The sequence below is a fragment of the Rhizobium metallidurans genome, assembly GCF_014196505.1.
GTDB lineage: Bacteria > Pseudomonadota > Alphaproteobacteria > Rhizobiales > Rhizobiaceae > Rhizobium > Rhizobium metallidurans.
In genome coordinates this window covers 1-16,543 of record NZ_JACIDW010000011.1, presented here as the reverse complement: position 1 = coordinate 16,543, position 16,543 = coordinate 1, and the positions used below count along the sequence as shown (strand labels likewise).

At 62.7% G+C, this 16,543-nt stretch carries 18 protein-coding genes; 14 read left to right on the top strand and 4 right to left on the bottom strand.

Annotated elements, in window-relative coordinates; translation table 11 throughout:
• Positions 1-24: 24 nt before the first annotated feature.
• The 8 genes from miaB (at position 25) to trmB (ending at position 8,542) form a co-directional block, all read left to right on the top strand.
• On the top strand, positions 25-1,434 hold the full coding sequence (gene miaB, locus GGQ67_RS16185; protein ID WP_183901172.1) for a tRNA (N6-isopentenyl adenosine(37)-C2)-methylthiotransferase MiaB: 1,410 nt from the start codon (positions 25-27) through the stop codon (positions 1,432-1,434).
• Positions 1,435-1,452: 18 nt separating this feature from the next.
• Positions 1,453-2,505 (top strand): PhoH family protein, encoded by a 1,053-nt coding sequence (locus tag GGQ67_RS16180; RefSeq protein WP_111561572.1) that lies wholly within the window; start codon positions 1,453-1,455, stop codon positions 2,503-2,505.
• Positions 2,505-3,020 carry an rRNA maturation RNase YbeY gene (gene ybeY / locus GGQ67_RS16175; RefSeq protein WP_183901171.1) on the top strand — a complete coding sequence of 172 codons (516 nt, stop codon included), beginning with the start codon at positions 2,505-2,507 and terminating at the stop codon, positions 3,018-3,020. Before GGQ67_RS16180 ends, ybeY begins: the two co-directional genes overlap by 1 nt.
• Positions 3,017-4,165 carry a hemolysin family protein gene (locus GGQ67_RS16170; protein ID WP_183901170.1) on the top strand — a complete coding sequence of 383 codons (1,149 nt, stop codon included), beginning with the start codon at positions 3,017-3,019 and terminating at the stop codon, positions 4,163-4,165. Before ybeY ends, GGQ67_RS16170 begins: the two co-directional genes overlap by 4 nt.
• A gap of 78 nt (positions 4,166-4,243) precedes the next feature.
• Entirely contained in the window at positions 4,244-5,845 is a 1,602-nt protein-coding gene (lnt, locus tag GGQ67_RS16165) for an apolipoprotein N-acyltransferase (protein WP_183901169.1), read from the top strand.
• Between the two features lie 150 nt (positions 5,846-5,995).
• Entirely contained in the window at positions 5,996-6,415 is a 420-nt protein-coding gene (locus tag GGQ67_RS16160; RefSeq protein WP_018898182.1) for a helix-turn-helix domain-containing protein, read from the top strand.
• Between the two features lie 180 nt (positions 6,416-6,595).
• Positions 6,596-7,837 carry a methionine adenosyltransferase gene (metK, locus tag GGQ67_RS16155; RefSeq protein ID WP_183901168.1) on the top strand — a complete coding sequence of 414 codons (1,242 nt, stop codon included), beginning with the start codon at positions 6,596-6,598 and terminating at the stop codon, positions 7,835-7,837.
• A gap of 3 nt (positions 7,838-7,840) precedes the next feature.
• On the top strand, positions 7,841-8,542 hold the full coding sequence (gene trmB, locus GGQ67_RS16150) for a tRNA (guanine(46)-N(7))-methyltransferase TrmB (RefSeq protein ID WP_183901167.1): 702 nt from the start codon (positions 7,841-7,843) through the stop codon (positions 8,540-8,542).
• A 98-nt stretch (positions 8,543-8,640) separates the two neighbouring features.
• Here trmB and GGQ67_RS16145 read toward each other — a convergent pair whose 3' ends face one another.
• Together GGQ67_RS16145 and GGQ67_RS16140 are read right to left on the bottom strand one after the other, a co-directional pair.
• On the bottom strand, positions 8,641-8,898 hold the full coding sequence (locus GGQ67_RS16145; RefSeq protein WP_018898177.1) for a BQ00720 family protein: 258 nt from the start codon (positions 8,896-8,898) through the stop codon (positions 8,641-8,643).
• Positions 8,899-8,948: 50 nt separating this feature from the next.
• Positions 8,949-9,380, bottom strand: coding sequence for an Hsp20 family protein (locus GGQ67_RS16140; RefSeq protein WP_183901166.1), 432 nt, complete (start codon positions 9,378-9,380; stop codon positions 8,949-8,951).
• Positions 9,381-9,656: 276 nt separating this feature from the next.
• On the opposite strand from GGQ67_RS16140, the gene GGQ67_RS16135 reads away from it, so the two are divergent.
• Complete coding sequence (locus GGQ67_RS16135; protein ID WP_183901165.1) at positions 9,657-10,601, top strand: nucleoside hydrolase; 945 nt, start codon at positions 9,657-9,659, stop codon at positions 10,599-10,601.
• Between the two features lie 44 nt (positions 10,602-10,645).
• On the opposite strand, the gene grpE is transcribed toward GGQ67_RS16135, so the two are convergent.
• Positions 10,646-11,266, bottom strand: a complete 621-nt coding sequence (gene grpE, locus GGQ67_RS16130) for a nucleotide exchange factor GrpE (RefSeq protein WP_183901164.1) — start codon at positions 11,264-11,266, stop codon at positions 10,646-10,648.
• A 219-nt stretch (positions 11,267-11,485) separates the two neighbouring features.
• Between grpE and GGQ67_RS16125 the strand changes: the two genes are divergently transcribed.
• On the top strand, positions 11,486-11,920 hold the full coding sequence (locus tag GGQ67_RS16125) for a GFA family protein (protein WP_183901163.1): 435 nt from the start codon (positions 11,486-11,488) through the stop codon (positions 11,918-11,920).
• 2 nt (positions 11,921-11,922) lie between these two features.
• On the opposite strand, the gene hrcA is transcribed toward GGQ67_RS16125, so the two are convergent.
• A complete protein-coding gene (hrcA, locus tag GGQ67_RS16120) occupies positions 11,923-13,011 on the bottom strand; it encodes a heat-inducible transcriptional repressor HrcA (RefSeq protein WP_183901162.1) in 1,089 nt (362 codons plus the stop codon).
• Between the two features lie 183 nt (positions 13,012-13,194).
• Here hrcA and rph point away from each other — a divergent pair, with 183 nt between their 5' ends.
• From rph to hemW, 4 genes are all read left to right on the top strand, one after another.
• Complete coding sequence (gene rph / locus GGQ67_RS16115) at positions 13,195-13,911, top strand: ribonuclease PH (protein WP_112982013.1); 717 nt, start codon at positions 13,195-13,197, stop codon at positions 13,909-13,911.
• Between the two features lie 195 nt (positions 13,912-14,106).
• Entirely contained in the window at positions 14,107-14,511 is a 405-nt protein-coding gene (locus GGQ67_RS16110) for a VOC family protein (RefSeq protein ID WP_183901161.1), read from the top strand.
• Positions 14,512-14,520: 9 nt separating this feature from the next.
• Positions 14,521-15,165, top strand: coding sequence for an RdgB/HAM1 family non-canonical purine NTP pyrophosphatase (rdgB, locus tag GGQ67_RS16105; protein ID WP_183901160.1), 645 nt, complete (start codon positions 14,521-14,523; stop codon positions 15,163-15,165).
• 8 nt (positions 15,166-15,173) lie between these two features.
• Positions 15,174-16,376, top strand: coding sequence for a radical SAM family heme chaperone HemW (hemW, locus tag GGQ67_RS16100; RefSeq protein WP_183901159.1), 1,203 nt, complete (start codon positions 15,174-15,176; stop codon positions 16,374-16,376).
• Positions 16,377-16,543: the final 167 nt, after the last annotated feature.

Genomic DNA, 16,543 nt, shown 5'->3' with positions numbered 1-16,543 from the left:
GTCAAAAACCACTAAATAGCCGCCATGACCCAGGACAGCGCCCTCCTCCCGGCCCCGGAGACAACACTCCGCGATGGCAGCAACAGCCGCAAGGTTTTCATCAAGACCTATGGCTGCCAGATGAACGTCTATGACTCCACGCGCATGAGCGATGCTCTGGCGCGCGACGGCTACGAGCCGACGGAGGACATGGAGCAGGCCGATCTCGTGCTGCTCAACACCTGTCATATCCGCGAGAAGGCGGCCGAGAAGGTTTACTCGGCGCTCGGGCGGCTGCGCGACATGAAGAAGGAGCGCACCAAGGAAGGCCGCGAGTTCATGATCGGCGTGGCCGGCTGCGTGGCGCAGGCCGAAGGCGAGGAAATCCTCCGCCGGGCGCCCGCCGTCGACGTCGTCATCGGGCCGCAGACCTATCACCGCCTGCCGGAAGCGTTGCGCCGCGCCAAGGAAGGGCAGCGCATCGTCGATACGGAATACGCGCTGGAAGACAAGTTCGAGCATCTGCCGATCGCCGAGAAGACCAAGATCCGTGCGCGCGGCGTGACCGCGTTTCTGACCGTGCAGGAAGGCTGCGACAAGTTCTGCACCTTCTGCGTCGTGCCCTATACGCGCGGCTCGGAAGTGTCGCGCCCAGTCTCGCAGATCGTCGAGGAAGCGCAGAAGATGGTCGAGGGCGGCGTGCGCGAGATCACGCTGCTCGGCCAGAACGTCAATGCCTGGCACGGGCTTGGCCCTGATGGCGAGGAGTGGACGCTGGGCGACCTGCTCTACCGGCTGGCCGATATCCCCGGCCTTGCCCGCCTTCGCTACACCACCAGCCATCCGCGCGACATGGACGACCGGCTGATCGAGGCGCATCGCGACCTCCGCGCACTGATGCCCTACCTGCATCTTCCGGTGCAGGCGGGCTCCGACCGGATCCTGAAGGCGATGAACCGCCGCCACACCGCGGCCGAGTATCTGACGCTGGTCGAGCGCATCCGCGCGGCGCGTCCCGATATCGCGCTCTCGGGCGACTTCATCGTCGGTTTTCCGGGGGAGACAGACGCCGATTTTGAGGATACACTAAAGCTCGTTGAGAAGGTCCGCTACGCGCAGGCCTTCTCGTTCAAATACTCGACGCGGCCGGGTACGCCCGGCGCTGATCTGAAGGACCAAGTGCCGGAAGAGATCAAGGCAGAAAGGCTCGAACGTCTGCAGGCGCTTCTCCTGAAGCAGCAGCAGGAATTTGCCGAATCCTGCGTCGGGAAGACCATCGAACTGTTGCTCGAAAAGCCCGGTCGCATGTCTCAACAACTTATCGGCCGTTCCCCCTGGCTTCAGTCGGTGAATGTTGATGCAAAAGCATCGCAAATCGGTGACATTATCAATGTGCGAATCACAGGTACCGGACCCAACAGCCTGTTTTCCGAGATCGTAGAGGCTGGTGCCTAACTCAAGGAGCTCGACCGCTTGAACGGACAAGAATTGGTTTCTTCTTCACCGCGCCACCCACGCATCGCGAGCGACGCCAATCACTTTATTCTGACGTTCGAAAACAACCGGTTCGCCAGCGAACTGTTTGGGCAATTCGACCAGAACCTCAAGCTTCTCGAGGAACGCCTGAACATCGACGCCCGAGCGCGAGGCAACTCCGTCGTGATCTCGGGTGACATCGTCACCACCAACCAGGCGCGCCGCACGCTGGACTATCTCTACGACAAGCTCCAGAAGGGCGGCAGCGTGGAACGTTCCGACGTCGAGGGCGCGATCCGCATGGCTGTGGCCGCCGATGATCAGCTGAGCCTGCCGACGATGGAGAAGAAGGCCAAGCTGACGATGGCGCAGGTTTCCACGCGCAAGAAGACCATCATTGCCCGCACGCCGACGCAGGACGCCTATCTGCGCGCGCTGGAGCGTTCCGAGCTCGTCTTCGGCTGCGGTCCCGCCGGTACCGGCAAGACCTATCTCGCCGTCGCCCACGCCGCCCAGCTTCTGGAGCGCGGCGTCGTCGAAAAGATCATTCTCTCGCGTCCGGCCGTCGAAGCCGGCGAGCGCCTCGGCTTCCTGCCCGGCGACATGAAGGAGAAGGTCGATCCCTATCTGCGCCCGCTCTACGACGCGCTCTATGACATGATGCCGGCCGACAAGGTCGATCGCGCCATCACCGCCGGCGTCATCGAGATCGCGCCGCTCGCCTTCATGCGCGGTCGTACGCTGTCCAACGCCGCCGTCATCCTCGACGAGGCGCAGAACACGACGTCGATGCAGATGAAGATGTTCCTGACGCGTCTCGGCGAGAACTCGCGGATGATCGTGACCGGCGACCCGAGCCAGATCGACCTGCCGCGCGGCGTCAAATCCGGCCTGGTCGAGGCGCTGCAGCTCCTGAACGGCGTCGAGGGCATCTCGATCATCCGCTTCAAGGACACGGACGTCGTGCGCCATCCGCTGGTCGGCCGCATCGTTCGCGCCTACGACGCGACCTATCTGACGGATACACCAGAGGCCGCGCAGCAGGACTGATGGCCGAACTCGACATACAGATCAGCATCGAGGAGGGCGAATGGCCCTCCGAAGACGCGCTTCAGGCGCTGGCAGACCGCGTGCTGGAAACGGCCGCGACCTATCTGCGCGAGACCGAGAAGCAGCCGTTTCCGAAAATGGTGCCCGAGGTGTCGCTGGTCTTCACCGACGATGCGTCGATCCAGGACATCAACGCGGAATGGCGCGGCAAGGACAAGCCGACCAACGTGCTTTCATTCCCCGCCTTCCCGGTTCAGCCGGGCAAGGTTCCGGGGCCGATGCTTGGCGATATCATCATCGCCAGGGAGACCGTGGCCCGCGAGGCGGTCGAGCTCGAGAAGAGCTTCGACGACCATCTTACCCACCTGATGGTGCACGGCTTCTTGCATCTCTTCGGCTACGATCATAATAATGATACCGAAGCCGAGATAATGGAGGGGCTGGAGACTCGCATTCTGGCGAAACTCGGCCTATCTGACCCATACGAGGGTCAAGACCTTAAAATGGAACCATGAGCGACTTTACGACGAGACCGGCCACCGAGGCCAAGGACACCGCCGATCAATCATCCTCCGACGAGGGTGGCAGTAGTAGCAGGCAGTCCGGACGATCCCAATCCTTCTGGTCGCGGGCTGCCCGCATTTTGAGACCACAGCAGGGTTCGCGCATCCGCGAGGACCTGGCCGACGCGCTGATGACGGACGCGGCCGATGGCGATGCCTTCTCCGCCGACGAGAAGGCGATGCTCAACAACATCCTGCGCTTCCGCGAAGTGCGCGTTGCCGACGTGATGGTGCCGCGCGCCGATATCGAGGCCGTGGACCAGACGATCACAATCGGCGAGCTGATGATCCTGTTCGAGGAATCCGGCCGCTCGCGCATGCCCGTCTACGCCGAGACGCTGGATGATCCGCGTGGGATGGTGCACATCCGCGACCTCCTCTCCTATGTCGCCAAGCAGGCGCGCAACAAGCGCCGCGGGCCGACCAAGGCCGCCAAGGGCGCCGATCCGATCGTCGAGGTCGCGCCCGAGAACCTGAAGGCGCCGCGCTCGGCCAAGCCGAACTTCGACCTTGCCCGCGTGGACCTGCAGAAGACGCTTTCCGAAGCGGGCATCATCCGCAAGATCCTGTTCGTTCCGCCCTCGATGCTCGCCTCCGACCTTCTGCGCCGCATGCAGGTGAACCGCACGCAGATGGCGCTCGTCATCGACGAGTATGGCGGCACCGACGGGCTGGCCTCGCATGAAGACATCGTGGAGATGGTCGTCGGCGACATCGACGACGAGCACGACGACGAAGAAGTCATGTTCAAGCGGGTCTCCGAGGACATGTTCGTGGCCGACGCCCGCGTCGAGCTCGAGGATATCGCGGAAGCCATCGGCCCGGATTTCGACATCACCGAACAGGTCGACGAAGTCGACACGCTGGGCGGGCTGATCTTCTCCGAGCTTGGCCGCATTCCGGTGCGCGGCGAAGTCGTTCAGGCGCTGCCCGGCTTCGAGTTCCACATTCTCGACGCCGACCCCCGCCGCATCAAGCGCGTGCGCATCACCCGCAAGCGCCAGGCGATCCGCCGGCGGGCGAAGAACGACGGCGACGGCGTGACGGGCCTTGATCACGGCGACGAACGGCAGAACGAGACGCCAACGGCAAATTGATCGGCGCGCACCGCGACAAGGTGCGGCTTTATTGAAACACTGCGACCTCAGTTGATTCGCGGATTTTTTGAGGTGCGCATGGAGCGGATTGCGGACAAGGTCATCCTGGTCTGGGGCTATAAAAGGGTGATGCTGGCAGTCCTTGCCGGTGCGTTCGGCGTTCTGGCCCTTCCACCCATCGGCTTCTTCGCCGCGATGTTCGTTTCCTTCACTCTTTTGGTGTGGCTGATAGACGGCGCCGCGTCCGCGCCCGGCAGCAGCCTGATCGGAAGGCTATGGCCTTCATTCGTGACCGGCTGGCTGTTCGGCTTCGGCTATTTCGTCGCCGGTCTATGGTGGCTCGGGCAGGCGCTGATGATCGAGTCCGACGAGTTCGCCTGGGCGCTGCCGCTGGCGATCCTCGGGCTCCCGGCATTCCTGGCGATTTTCTACGGCGTCGCAACGGCGCTGGCGCGCGTTTTCTGGTCGGACGGCGTTGGCCGAATCGCGGCGCTGGCCGCGAGCTTCGGCCTGCTGGAATGGACGCGAAGCGTGATCCTGACCGGTTTTCCCTGGAACGCCATCGGCTATGGCATGACGCCCGTGCCTGTCATGATGCAGTCGGCCCACATCATCGGGATCATGGGCATCACCGCTCTATCGGTCTTCGTCTTCGCCGCCCCCGCCCTGCTCGGCACCAAGCAGGGCGCCAGGACGGGCATCGGCCTGGCCGTGCTGCTGCTGGCGGCGCATCTGGGATACGGCACCTACGTGCTCTACGGCGCGCCGAAGCCAGTTGCCGCCCCGGGTACCAGCCCGGTCGTCAGGTTCGTGCAGCCGATGATCGACCAGAGCGACAAGATGGACAGCAATGGCGACCGCGCGGCGATCTTCGAGAAGCACCTGAAGCTTTCGGCGGAGGCGCCGAAGGATGGCGGCAAAAAACCCGACATCATCGTCTGGCCGGAGACCGCCATCCCGTTCATCCTGACCGACAACAAGGACGCGCTGACCCGGATCGCCGATACGCTCGACGACAACCAGGTGCTGCTTGCCGGCGCCGTCAGGGCCGAGGATATGGGCCCCGGCAACCCGCCGCGCTATTACAACTCGATCTACGTAATCGACGGTCGTGGCCAGATCATCGCCGCCGCGGATAAGATGCACCTCGTGCCGTTCGGCGAGTACATGCCGTTCGAGAGCCTTCTCAGCTCGTTCGGCATCCAGAATGTGGTCGAGATGCCCGGCGGATTTTCTCCGGCCGCCTCGCGGCAGCTTCTGACGCTGCCGAGCGGCCTGAAGCTCTACCCGCTGATCTGCTACGAGATCATCTTCCCCGGCGAAATGACCGGCGATATCGCCTCGGCATCGGCCATTCTCAACATCACGAACGATGCCTGGTTCGGCTCTACGCCCGGCCCCTACCAGCACTTCCTGCAGGCGCGCGTGCGCGCCGTGGAAACCGGCCTGCCGCTGATTCGCGATGCCAATAGCGGCATTTCCGCCATGATAAGCCCGCGCGGCGAAATTATTGCGGGGCTTGGACTGAACGAAACCGGCTTTTTTGACGCAACCCTTGATAGTTTCGTCTCTTCGGCCGATCTGCCGTCGTCACGCGAAAGGTACTTCTGGTTGATCGAGACACTTCTGCTTGCAATTGCACTCGTCTCGCGTTTTGGTTTTGTTTTCAAGCGTAATTGACCCAAAACCCCTAAAATTGCATAGTGGTTAGGATCGGCATTCTTAACGTATGGTTCAAGGTGAATAGATCGCGCTTTGCAACGTGGCGTTTTGGGGATGGGTTTGGGCGTGCCGGTTTAAACAAGGGCAGATTATTGTTAGGGCAGCACCATGATTGAGAATAAGAAGAAGCCGAACCCGATCGACATTCACGTCGGCAGCCGTATTCGCCTTCGCCGAACGATGCTTGGAATGAGCCAGGAAAAGCTTGGGGAGAGCCTCGGCATTACATTCCAGCAGATCCAGAAATACGAAAAAGGCACCAATCGTGTCGGCGCCAGCCGGCTCCAGAACATCTCCAGCATCCTCAACGTTCCGGTCTCCTTCTTCTTCGAGGACGCACCCGGCGAAAACGCCGGCATGGCGGGCGGCATGGCTGAAGCCTCCAGCTCCAACTACGTGGTCGACTTCCTGTCCTCGTCGGAAGGCCTGCAGCTGAACCGCGCTTTCGTGAAGATCACCGATCCCAAGGTGCGCCGCAAGGTCGTCGAACTGGTCAAGGCGCTGGCCGCCGAAGCCGACTCCGAATAAGCATCCCTCAGAAGTCACACTCGGGAAAGCGGCTGTAAAGGCCGCTTTTTTGCGTTTTTTGGGCATAATTTGCCATTTTGTCACAGATATAAAGATATATTTATGTCCTTCTGCGCTTGTTTTTCGGCCCTGAACTGAGTACCACTACGCAGCTTTTTATTCTTTGAGGGGAATCCCGGAATGCGTGCCAATTACCTCTTCACCAGCGAATCCGTAGCCGAAGGTCACCCGGACAAGGTCTGCGACCGTATCTCCGACGAGATCGTGGATCTGGTGTACCGCGAAGCCGCGAAGACCGGCGTCAATCCATGGGGCGTGCGTATCGCCTGCGAAACGCTGGCAACCACCAACCGCGTGGTCATCGCCGGTGAGGTTCGCCTGCCGCCGAGCCTGATGAAGAAGGACAAGAACGGCGCCGACGTCATCAACCCGTCGAAGTTCAAGACCGCCGCGCGCCGCGCCATCAAGGACATCGGCTACGAGCAGGACGGCTTCCACTGGAAGACGGCCAAGATCGACGTTCTCCTGCACTCGCAGTCCGCCGACATCGCACAGGGCGTCGACAACGCCGCCGACCAGCAGGGCGACGAAGGTGCCGGCGACCAAGGCATCATGTTCGGTTACGCCTGCAAGGAAACGCCGGATCTGATGCCGGCGCCGATCTACTACTCGCACAAGATCCTGCAGCTGCTCGCCACCGCCCGCAAGAGCGGCGACGGCGACGCCGCCAAGCTCGGCCCCGACGCCAAGAGCCAGGTCACCGTTCGCTACGTCGACGGCAAGCCGGCCGAGGTCACCTCGATCGTTCTCTCCACGCAGCACCTCGACGACAGCTGGGATTCGAAGAAGGTCCGCGCCGTCGTCGAACCCTATATCCGCGAAGCCCTCGGCGACCTGCCGATCGCCAGCGATTGCAAGTGGTACATCAACCCGACCGGCAAGTTCGTCATCGGCGGCCCTGACGGCGACGCCGGCCTGACCGGCCGCAAGATCATCGTCGACACCTACGGCGGTGCCGCGCCGCACGGCGGCGGCGCCTTCTCCGGCAAGGACACGACCAAGGTCGACCGTTCTGCCGCCTACGCCGCCCGCTACCTCGCCAAGAACGTCGTGGCCGCCGGTCTCGCCGAAAAATGCACGATCCAGATCTCCTACGCCATCGGCGTCGCCCAGCCGCTGTCGATCTATGTCGACCTGCACGGCACCGGCAACAAGGTGAGCGAAGATCAGGTCGAAGCGGCGATCCGCAAGACCATGGACCTGTCGCCGACGGGCATCCGCCGCCACCTCGACCTCAACAAGCCGATTTACGCCAAGACCTCGGCATACGGCCACTTCGGCCGCAAGGCTGGCCGTGACGGCTCGTTCTCCTGGGAAAAGACCGACCTGGTGAAGCCGCTCAAGGAAGCGATCAAGGCCTAAGACATGACTGACATGGAACGTCGCGGACGCGCGACCGAGGCTTTCTTCGGTCGCCGCAAGGGTAAGCAACTTCGCGGACAGCAGGCGGAGAAGCTCAGCACCCTCTTGCCGGCGTTCATCATCGACCTCTCGGCGGCTCCCCAGGAGCCGCTGAGCACGCTCTTTCCCGTCGAGACCAACCGGCTGAGACTGGAAATCGGCTTCGGCGGCGGCGAGCATCTGATCCACCGCGCCGTGGAAACGCCCTCGACCGGCTTCATCGGCGTCGAGCCCTTCGTCAATTCGATGCAGAAGCTGCTTGCCAGCGTCGACGATGCCGGCGCCCGCAACGTCCGCGTCTACAACGACGACGCGACGCAGCTGCTCGACTGGCTGCCGGACGGATCGATCGACCAGATCGACCTGCTCTACCCGGATCCCTGGCCGAAGCGGAAACACTGGAAGCGTCGCTTCGTATCGAAGACCAATCTCGACCGCTTTCACCGCGTGCTGAAGCCCGGCGGCCTTTTCTGCTTCGCCTCCGACATCGACACCTATGTGAACTGGACGCTTCTGAAGTGTCGCGACCACGGCGGCTTCGACTGGCAGGCCACCAACGCCGCGGACTGGCTGACGCCCTACGAGGGCTGGCCGAGCACGCGCTACGAGGCCAAGGCCCGGCGCGAAGGACGATCCTCGGCCTATCTGACGTTCAAGCGCGTGTAAACGATCATATCGGGCAATACGGGGCCATACAGTCGCCCCCTCAAAAACAAAACAACGGCGCTCCTGGGAACGCCGTCTGTTTTCATGCTGACCCGCCTTTAGTGCAGGCTGACCGTCTTCAACTCGTCTTCAGCGGCCTTGAAGAAGGTGCTGGAGCGGTTGTCCGTGAGGAGGATCGGGGTTCCGTCCGCGCCGAAGAGCGCCCAGAGATCGACGTTCGGATCAATATCGGGAGCTTCCGGAAAACACCGGGGAACATCCTCGGAGCGGATTTTCCTGATATAGGCGACCTCGCCATTGCCGATGCCGGCAAGCTCGGTCTTGGTCAGGTGCGAATTGGCTTCTTTCATCAACATTCCTGTACCTCCAGAGAGAAGGGACCAACGGTGCGATTTGCGCCGTTGTCCTACTGTGGGGCCGAAATGTTAATTTTCTTCACCATACGCGATGGCTCCGGGCGAATGAGATCCACCGACAGCAGCCCGTTCTTCAGGCCCGCCCCGAGAACCTGCATGCCATCGGCGAGCACGAAGGTGCGCTGGAACTGCCTGGCCGCGATGCCGCGATAGAGATATTCGCGCTCGCCCTGTTCAACCTGGCGACCACGGATGACCAGCTGGTTTTCCTCGACGGAGATGTCGAGTTCTTCCTCGCTGAAGCCGGCGACCGCGAGCGTGATGCGCAGGCGCTCCGGATCATCGGTGATGCGGTCGGCGGCAAGGCGCTCGATATTGTAAGGCGGATATCCATCACTCGCCTTGGAAATCCGCTCCAGCGTCTTTTCCATGGCGTCGAAACCCAGCAACAGCGGGCTGGCGAAAGGCGTCATACGGCTCATCAGCGTTCCAAGTCCTTGATGCAAGCGACCCTTCCGGACCTGAAGACAGCATCCGGATGTTGCTAATATGGGAAGGGATGGCGTCATTCGCAAGACAGCGGCGCAACACGGCAGCGCAAGACCTATGCGCCGTCCGCACGCTGTCGCGCCGCCTTGACAAAGCCCGCTACGCCTCGCATCAAATCCTGCCCCGCGCCGGCTGTGCCGATTTGCGTCGGGAAGATAAACAGATGGTGCATACATCGACATATGCACCGGGAGGATGGGACGTACGGAATGGCAAACCCGAGAAAGATCATTATCGACACCGACCCCGGTCAGGACGATGCGGCCGCGATCATGCTGGCCTTCGGCAGCCCCGAGGAACTGGAAGTGCTCGGGATCACCACCGTCGCCGGCAACGTGCCGCTCTCCTACACCAGCCGCAATGCGCGCATCATCTGCGAGCTTTGCGGCAAGACCGACACCAAGGTTTTCGCCGGCGCCGACAAGCCGATCGCCCGGCCGCTCGTCACCGCCGAGCATGTGCATGGCAAGACCGGCCTCGACGGTCCCGAGCTCGACGAGCCGACCATGCCCCTGCAGGCGGGACACGCCGTCGACTTCATCATCGAGACGCTGCGCAACGAGCCGGAAGGCACCGTGACGCTCTGCACGCTCGGGCCGCTGACCAATATCGGCCTCGCCTTCCAGAAGGCGCCGGATATCATCGGCCGCGTGCGCGAGCTCGTGATGATGGGCGGCGGCTTCTCCGAGGGCGGCAACATCACGCCGGCCGCCGAATTCAACATCTACGTCGATCCCGAAGCCGCCGACATCGTGCTCCGCTCCGGCGTCCCTGTCGTGATGATGCCGCTCGACGTGACGCACAAGCTCTTGACGCTGAAATCGCGCGTCAAGCGCATGGCCGAGATCGGCACGCGGCCGGCGATCGCGATGGTGGAGATGCTGGAGTTCTTCGAGCGTTTCGATATCGAGAAATACGGCTCGGACGGCGGCCCGCTGCACGACCCGACGGTCGTTGCCTACCTGCTCAAGCCCGAACTCTTCAAGGGACGGGTCTGCAATGTCGAGATCGAGGTGAAGTCGGAACTGACCGTCGGCATGACCGTGGTCGACTGGTGGCACGTGACCGACCGCAAGCGCAACGCGACCGTGATGCGCGATGTCGACGCGGACGGCTTCTTCGATCTCCTGATCGACCGCTTCGCCCGCATCTGACTGTCTTGAATGAGATCAGGCCCGCTTAGGCGGGCCCGGTCGGATCAGGCGTCCTTCTGGTCGAAGACCGAGTTGGTTTCGGCTTCGACGATCTTCGGGCCGCCCTTGGCGACGCCGACCATGGCGGGGCGCAGCACGCGTTCGCCGATGGAATAGCCGGCCTGGACGACCTGGACGACCGTGTTGTTCGGCACGTCGGGGTTCGGAACTTCGAACATCGCCTGGTGGAAGTTCGGGTCGAATTTCTGGCCGACCGGCTCCAGCTTGCGCACGCCATGGCGTTCCAGCGTGGTGAGCATCGAGCGCTCGGTCATCTCGACACCTTCGATCAGCGTCGTGAGCCCGGCATCGGCGCCAGCGCGGGCGTCTTCCGGGATGGCATCGAGCGCGCGGCGCAGGTTGTCGGAGACAGCCAGCATGTCGCGGGCGAAACCGGCCGCGGAATAGGACTTGGCGTCCTTGACTTCGCGCTCGGTGCGGCGACGCAGATTGTCCATGTCGGCGGCGAGGCGCAGATAGCGGTCGCGCAGCTCGGCATTCTCCGCCTTCAGGAGCTCGATCGGATCGGGCTCGGCTGCGGTCTCGTTCTCGACGTTTGCGGCGGCGTCGGCTGCGGCTTCTTGCGCGGCTGCGTCAGGTCCGTTCTTCGTCGTCTCGTCAGTCATGACGTTCTCCGGTCATTGGTGGCTTTTGGATGTGCCCGATATCGAACTTTGAACATCAAAAATCAAGTCTGCGTGACGAAGAAGGTCGGAAGCGCAGGCATCCACGGCCAGCCAGCACCGCATCGGAAACCGCCAGCGGGGCGGCTGCGACATGTCATTCTTACTTTCGCAAAACCTAATACGGTGCCACACTGATCCGCCAACCTGGGAGGTGCTGAGATGGCCGGCGAAAACGTCTATGTCGGGAAATGCTTTTGCGGTGCCGTCGAACTGACCGTGACCGGCACGCCTGTCGCGATGGGCTATTGCCACTGTCGCTCCTGCCAGCACTGGTCGGCCGGGCCGATCAACACCTTCACGCTGTGGCAGCCACAGGCCGTGCGGGTGACCAAGGGTGGCGAGCATGTCGAGAGCTTCCAGAAGACCGATTACAGCGTGCGCAAATTCTGCGACACCTGCGGCGGGCACCTCTACAGCGAACATCCGCTCTGGGGCGTGACCGACGTCTATGCGCCCGTCATCCCCGGTCTCGATTACAAGCCGACCATGCATGTGAACTACGAGGACACCATCCTGCACGTGAAGGACGGGTTGCCGAAGTTCAAGGACATGCCTTCGGAAATGGGCGGCTCCGGCGTGCAGCTGCCGGAATAACGCTATTTGGACGGGCGCGAGAGCCTTGCCATGAGCTGGGCGGTGTAATCGACCATCGGCACGATGCGCGAATAGTTGAGCCGCGTCGGACCGATGACGCCGACGGCGCCGACGATGCGGTCGTCCTCGTCGCGATAGGGCGCCACGATCAGCGAGGAGCCGGAGAGCGAGAAGAGCTTGTTTTCCGAGCCGATGAAGATGCGCACGCCTGGGCCACTTTCGGCCAGATTCAGCAGCTCCAGCAGACTGTCCTTCTTCTCGAGATCGTCGAAGAGCATGCGCAGGCGATCGAGATCATCGGGATTGCCCAGCCCCTCCAGGAGATTGGCGCGGCCGCGGATGATGAGCTGCGCCGGCTTGCCCTCGTCGGCGGTGCCGGACCAGACGGCGATGCCGCGCTCCACCAGATCCCGAGACAGCGCGTCGAGCTCGTGGCGCACGTCGTCCTTGAGGTGGCCGAGCTGGCTGCGCAGTTCGGGCAGCGTCTGGCCGGTCATGTGGGCGTTGAGGAAATTCGCGGCTTCGGTGAGCTGCGAGGAGGTGACGCCGGCGGGCAGTTCGATGATGCGGTTTTCGACCTGATCGTGATCGCCGACGAGAACGGCCAGCGCCTTCGTCGGTTCCAGGCGGATGAACTCGACATGCTTGAGAACGGGATCGCTCTTGGAGGTGATGACGAGACCGGCGCCGCGCGACATGCCCGACAGCATGCGGCTTGCCTCGTTCATCATCGCTTCCATCGGGCCGTCGCGGCTATCCGCCCGCACCTGCCGGTCGATATTGGCGCGGTCCTCGGCGGAGAGGTCGCCGACCTGCATGAAGGCATCGACGAAGAAGCGCAGGCCCACCTGCGTTGGCAGACGGCCGGCGCTGACATGCGGGGAATAGACGAGGCCGAGCTCTTCCAGATCGCTCATGACGTTGCGCACCGAGGCCGGCGACAGCGACATCGGCAAGATGCGCGAAAGATTGCGCGAGCCCAGCGGCTCGCCCGTCTCCAGATAACCCTCGACGATGCGACGGAAGATTTCCTTGGAGCGTTCGTCCAGCGCGGCAACGGCGTCCGAAATCGTCGACGACCTGAATTCCATTAAGCCTTGCGCACCCATGCTGACAATGATGTCGCAAAATATAGCCAATCTACCCGCGCGCGCAAAAGGGAATTTGCAAATGCGCGCCGCCAATCGTAGAAGCGGTCAACAACAGACCCGCACAGAGGATGAAGCCTGGGATCGCGCCCGCCTTCCCGGTCCCGTGCACCGAGGAGAATTAGGATGCGGCCATCAGGCAGAAAAACCGACCAGATGCGCAAGGTCACCTTCGAGCGCAACTTTTCCAAGCACGCCGAAGGCTCCTGTCTGGTGAAATTCGGCGATACGCATGTGCTCTGCACGGCGAGCCTTGAAGAAAAGACGCCGCCGTGGCTGCGCAACACCGGCAAGGGCTGGGTCACCGCCGAATACGGTATGCTGCCGCGCGCCACCGGCGACCGCATGAAGCGCGAAGCCGCCGCCGGCAAGCAGGGTGGCCGCACCCAGGAAATCCAGCGCCTGATCGGCCGCTCGCTGCGCGCCGTGGTCGATCTCAAGGAACTCGGCGAACGCCAGATCACGCTCGACTGCGACGTGATCCAGGCCGATGGCGGTACCCGCACGGCATCGATTACCGGTGCGTGGATCGCGCTCTACGATTGCCTGAAGTGGATGGAAAGCCGCAACATGATCAAGGTCGAGCGGGTCCTGAAGGACCACGTCGCCGCGATCTCCTGCGGCGTCTTCGCCAGCCAGCCTGTCATTGATCTCGATTACCTCGAGGACTCGTCGGCCGAGACCGACGCGAACTTCGTGATGACGGGCGCCGGCGGGATCGTCGAGATCCAGGGCACGGCCGAAGGTACGCCGTTCAGCGAAGAAGAGTTCGGCGCGCTGATGGCGCTTGCCAAGAACGGCATCGCCGAGCTGGTGGAGATGCAGAAGGCGGCGATTGCCTGAGGGTGGTCAAGGACAGCTGAGAGGCTGTAGCAAGCAAGACCCCTCCCCAACCCTCCCCACAAGGGGGAGGGCTTAACCCAGACGCCCCGTCGACGTTCAATTTGGGCAGGCGGTTGCCACGGGTCTTCTCCCCCCTTGTGGGGGAGATGGCCGGCAGGCCAGAGAGGGTCTTTTGGCGCCCCGGAGAATGACAGCATGATCGACGGCATTCTTGAAACCGCGCTTTATGTCGACGACCTCGATGCCGCCGAAGGGTTCTATGGCGATGTTCTCGGGCTTGAGAAAGTTCTGCGCCATGACAACCGGCACGTCTTCTTTCGCTGCGGACCGGGCATCCTCTTGATCTTCAACCGCCACGAAACGATCAAGCCGCCTTCATCGGACGCGCTGCCGGTTCCGCCGCATGGCACGACGGGCGCGGGGCATGCCTGTTTCCGGATGCGTGCGGAAGCGATTGACTTGATCACGGAAAAGCTCAACAAAGCGGGCGTTTCCATCGAAAGCGATTTTAGCTGGCCGAACGGGGCGCGATCGATCTATTTCCGCGATCCCGATGGCAACAGTCTGGAATGCGCCGAACCCAAACTTTGGAATCTTTGAAGGACCGCCATGCGCAAGCTCGATACCCGCACCATCGTCGTTGCCAGCCACAATGCCGGCAAGATCCGCGAGATCGCCGACCTGATCGGTCCCTTCGGCTTCTCGGCGAAATCGGCAGCCGAACTGAAATTCGAGGAGCCGGATGAGACCGGCACGACCTTCGAGGAAAACGCCGCGATCAAGGCGCTGGCTTCGGCCAAGGCATCCGGCCTGCCCGCCCTTTCCGACGACAGCGGCCTTGTCATCGACGCGCTCGGCGGCGCGCCTGGCGTCTACACCGCCAACTGGGCGGAGACGGCCGATGGTACGCGCGATTTCGCGATGGCGATGCAGAAGGTCGAGACGGCTCTCGAGGAAAAGAGTGCCACCACGCCGGAGCAGCGCAGCGCGCGCTTCGTCAGCGTGCTCTGCCTGGCATGGCCGGATGGGCATACCGAGTTCTTCCGTGGAGAGGTCGAGGGCTTCGTGGCCTGGCCGCCGCGCGGCACCGCCGGCTTCGGCTACGATCCGATCTTCCAGCCAGAGGGCTACGACACCACCTTCGGCGAGATGAGCGCCGAGGAGAAGCACGGATGGAAGCCCGGCGACGTGCAAGCCCTCTCGCATCGCGCCCGCGCCTTCAAGATCTTCGTCGAAACCTGCCTTAACGCCTAAGAGCGATCGTGGACACTTTGGAACAGCCCAACCTGACGCGCCATGCATCTCTTTTGCCCGATACCGGCGAGCCCGGCTTCGGCGTCTACGTGCATTGGCCGTTCTGTGCGGCCAAGTGCCCCTATTGCGACTTCAACAGCCATGTGCGTCACCAGCCTGTCGATCAGGAGCGCTTCACCGCCGCCTTCCTGAAGGAGATGGCGACGATGCGGCAGCTGAGCGGCCCGAAGACGGTCACCAGCATCTTTTTGGGCGGCGGCACGCCCTCGCTGATGAACCCCTCGACGGTCGCGGCCATTCTCGACGGTATCGCCAGGGAATGGAACATGCCCGATGGCATAGAGATCACCATGGAGGCCAACCCCTCCAGCGTCGAGGCGGAACGTTTTCGCGGCTACCGCGCCGCCGGCGTCAACCGCGTGTCGCTCGGCGTGCAGGCGCTGAACGATCGCGACCTGAAGTTTCTCGGGCGGCTGCACGATGTCGAGGATGCGCTGAAGGCGATCAAGCTGGCGCGCGACATCTTTCCGCGCATGTCCTTCGACCTGATCTATGCACGGCCGAAACAGACAGTCGAGGAATGGGAGCGCGAACTCAAGCAGGCGATCTCCTATGCCGTCGACCACCTGTCGCTCTATCAGCTGACGATCGAGGAGGGCACGCCCTTCTTCGGACTGCACAAGATGGGCAAGCTCGTGGTGCCCGACGACGACCAGTCGGCGCTGCTCTACGAGGCGACGCAGGCGATCACCGCCGCCGAGGGCATGCCCGCCTACGAGGTCTCCAACCACGCCCGCCCGGGTGCCGAGAGCCGCCACAACCTCACCTACTGGCGCTACGGCGACTATGCCGGCATCGGCCCCGGCGCCCATGGCCGCCTGACGCGCGGGCCGGTCAAGCTCGCCACCGCCACCGAACGCAAGCCGGAAGCCTGGCTCGAGCTCGTGGAGCGCGACGGCCACGGCATGCTCGACCAGGAGCAGCTCGGCTATGACGAACAGGCCGACGAACTGCTCTTGATGGGGCTGCGCCTCACCGAAGGCGTCGACCTCGCCCGCTGGCAGCAGCTCTCCGGCCGCGATCCCGACCCGAAGCGCGAAGAGTTTTTACTGGAACACGGGTTTATCGAACGGATCGGCAACTCGCGCATCCGCTGCACGCCATCGGGGATGCTGATTTTGGATTCGGTGGTGGCTGATCTGGCTTGTTGAGTTGGGGGGATGAGGGGCTTACGTTGTGCCGTGAAGCCCCCTCATCCGCCTGCCGGCACCTTCTCCCCTATGGGAGCCATTGCAAAATCCCACCGTTGTGATTCTCTGTCTTAACGATTAGCGGAGATGATGGGATGTCGGTTCGAGATGGTGGCCAGTTCAGTTTC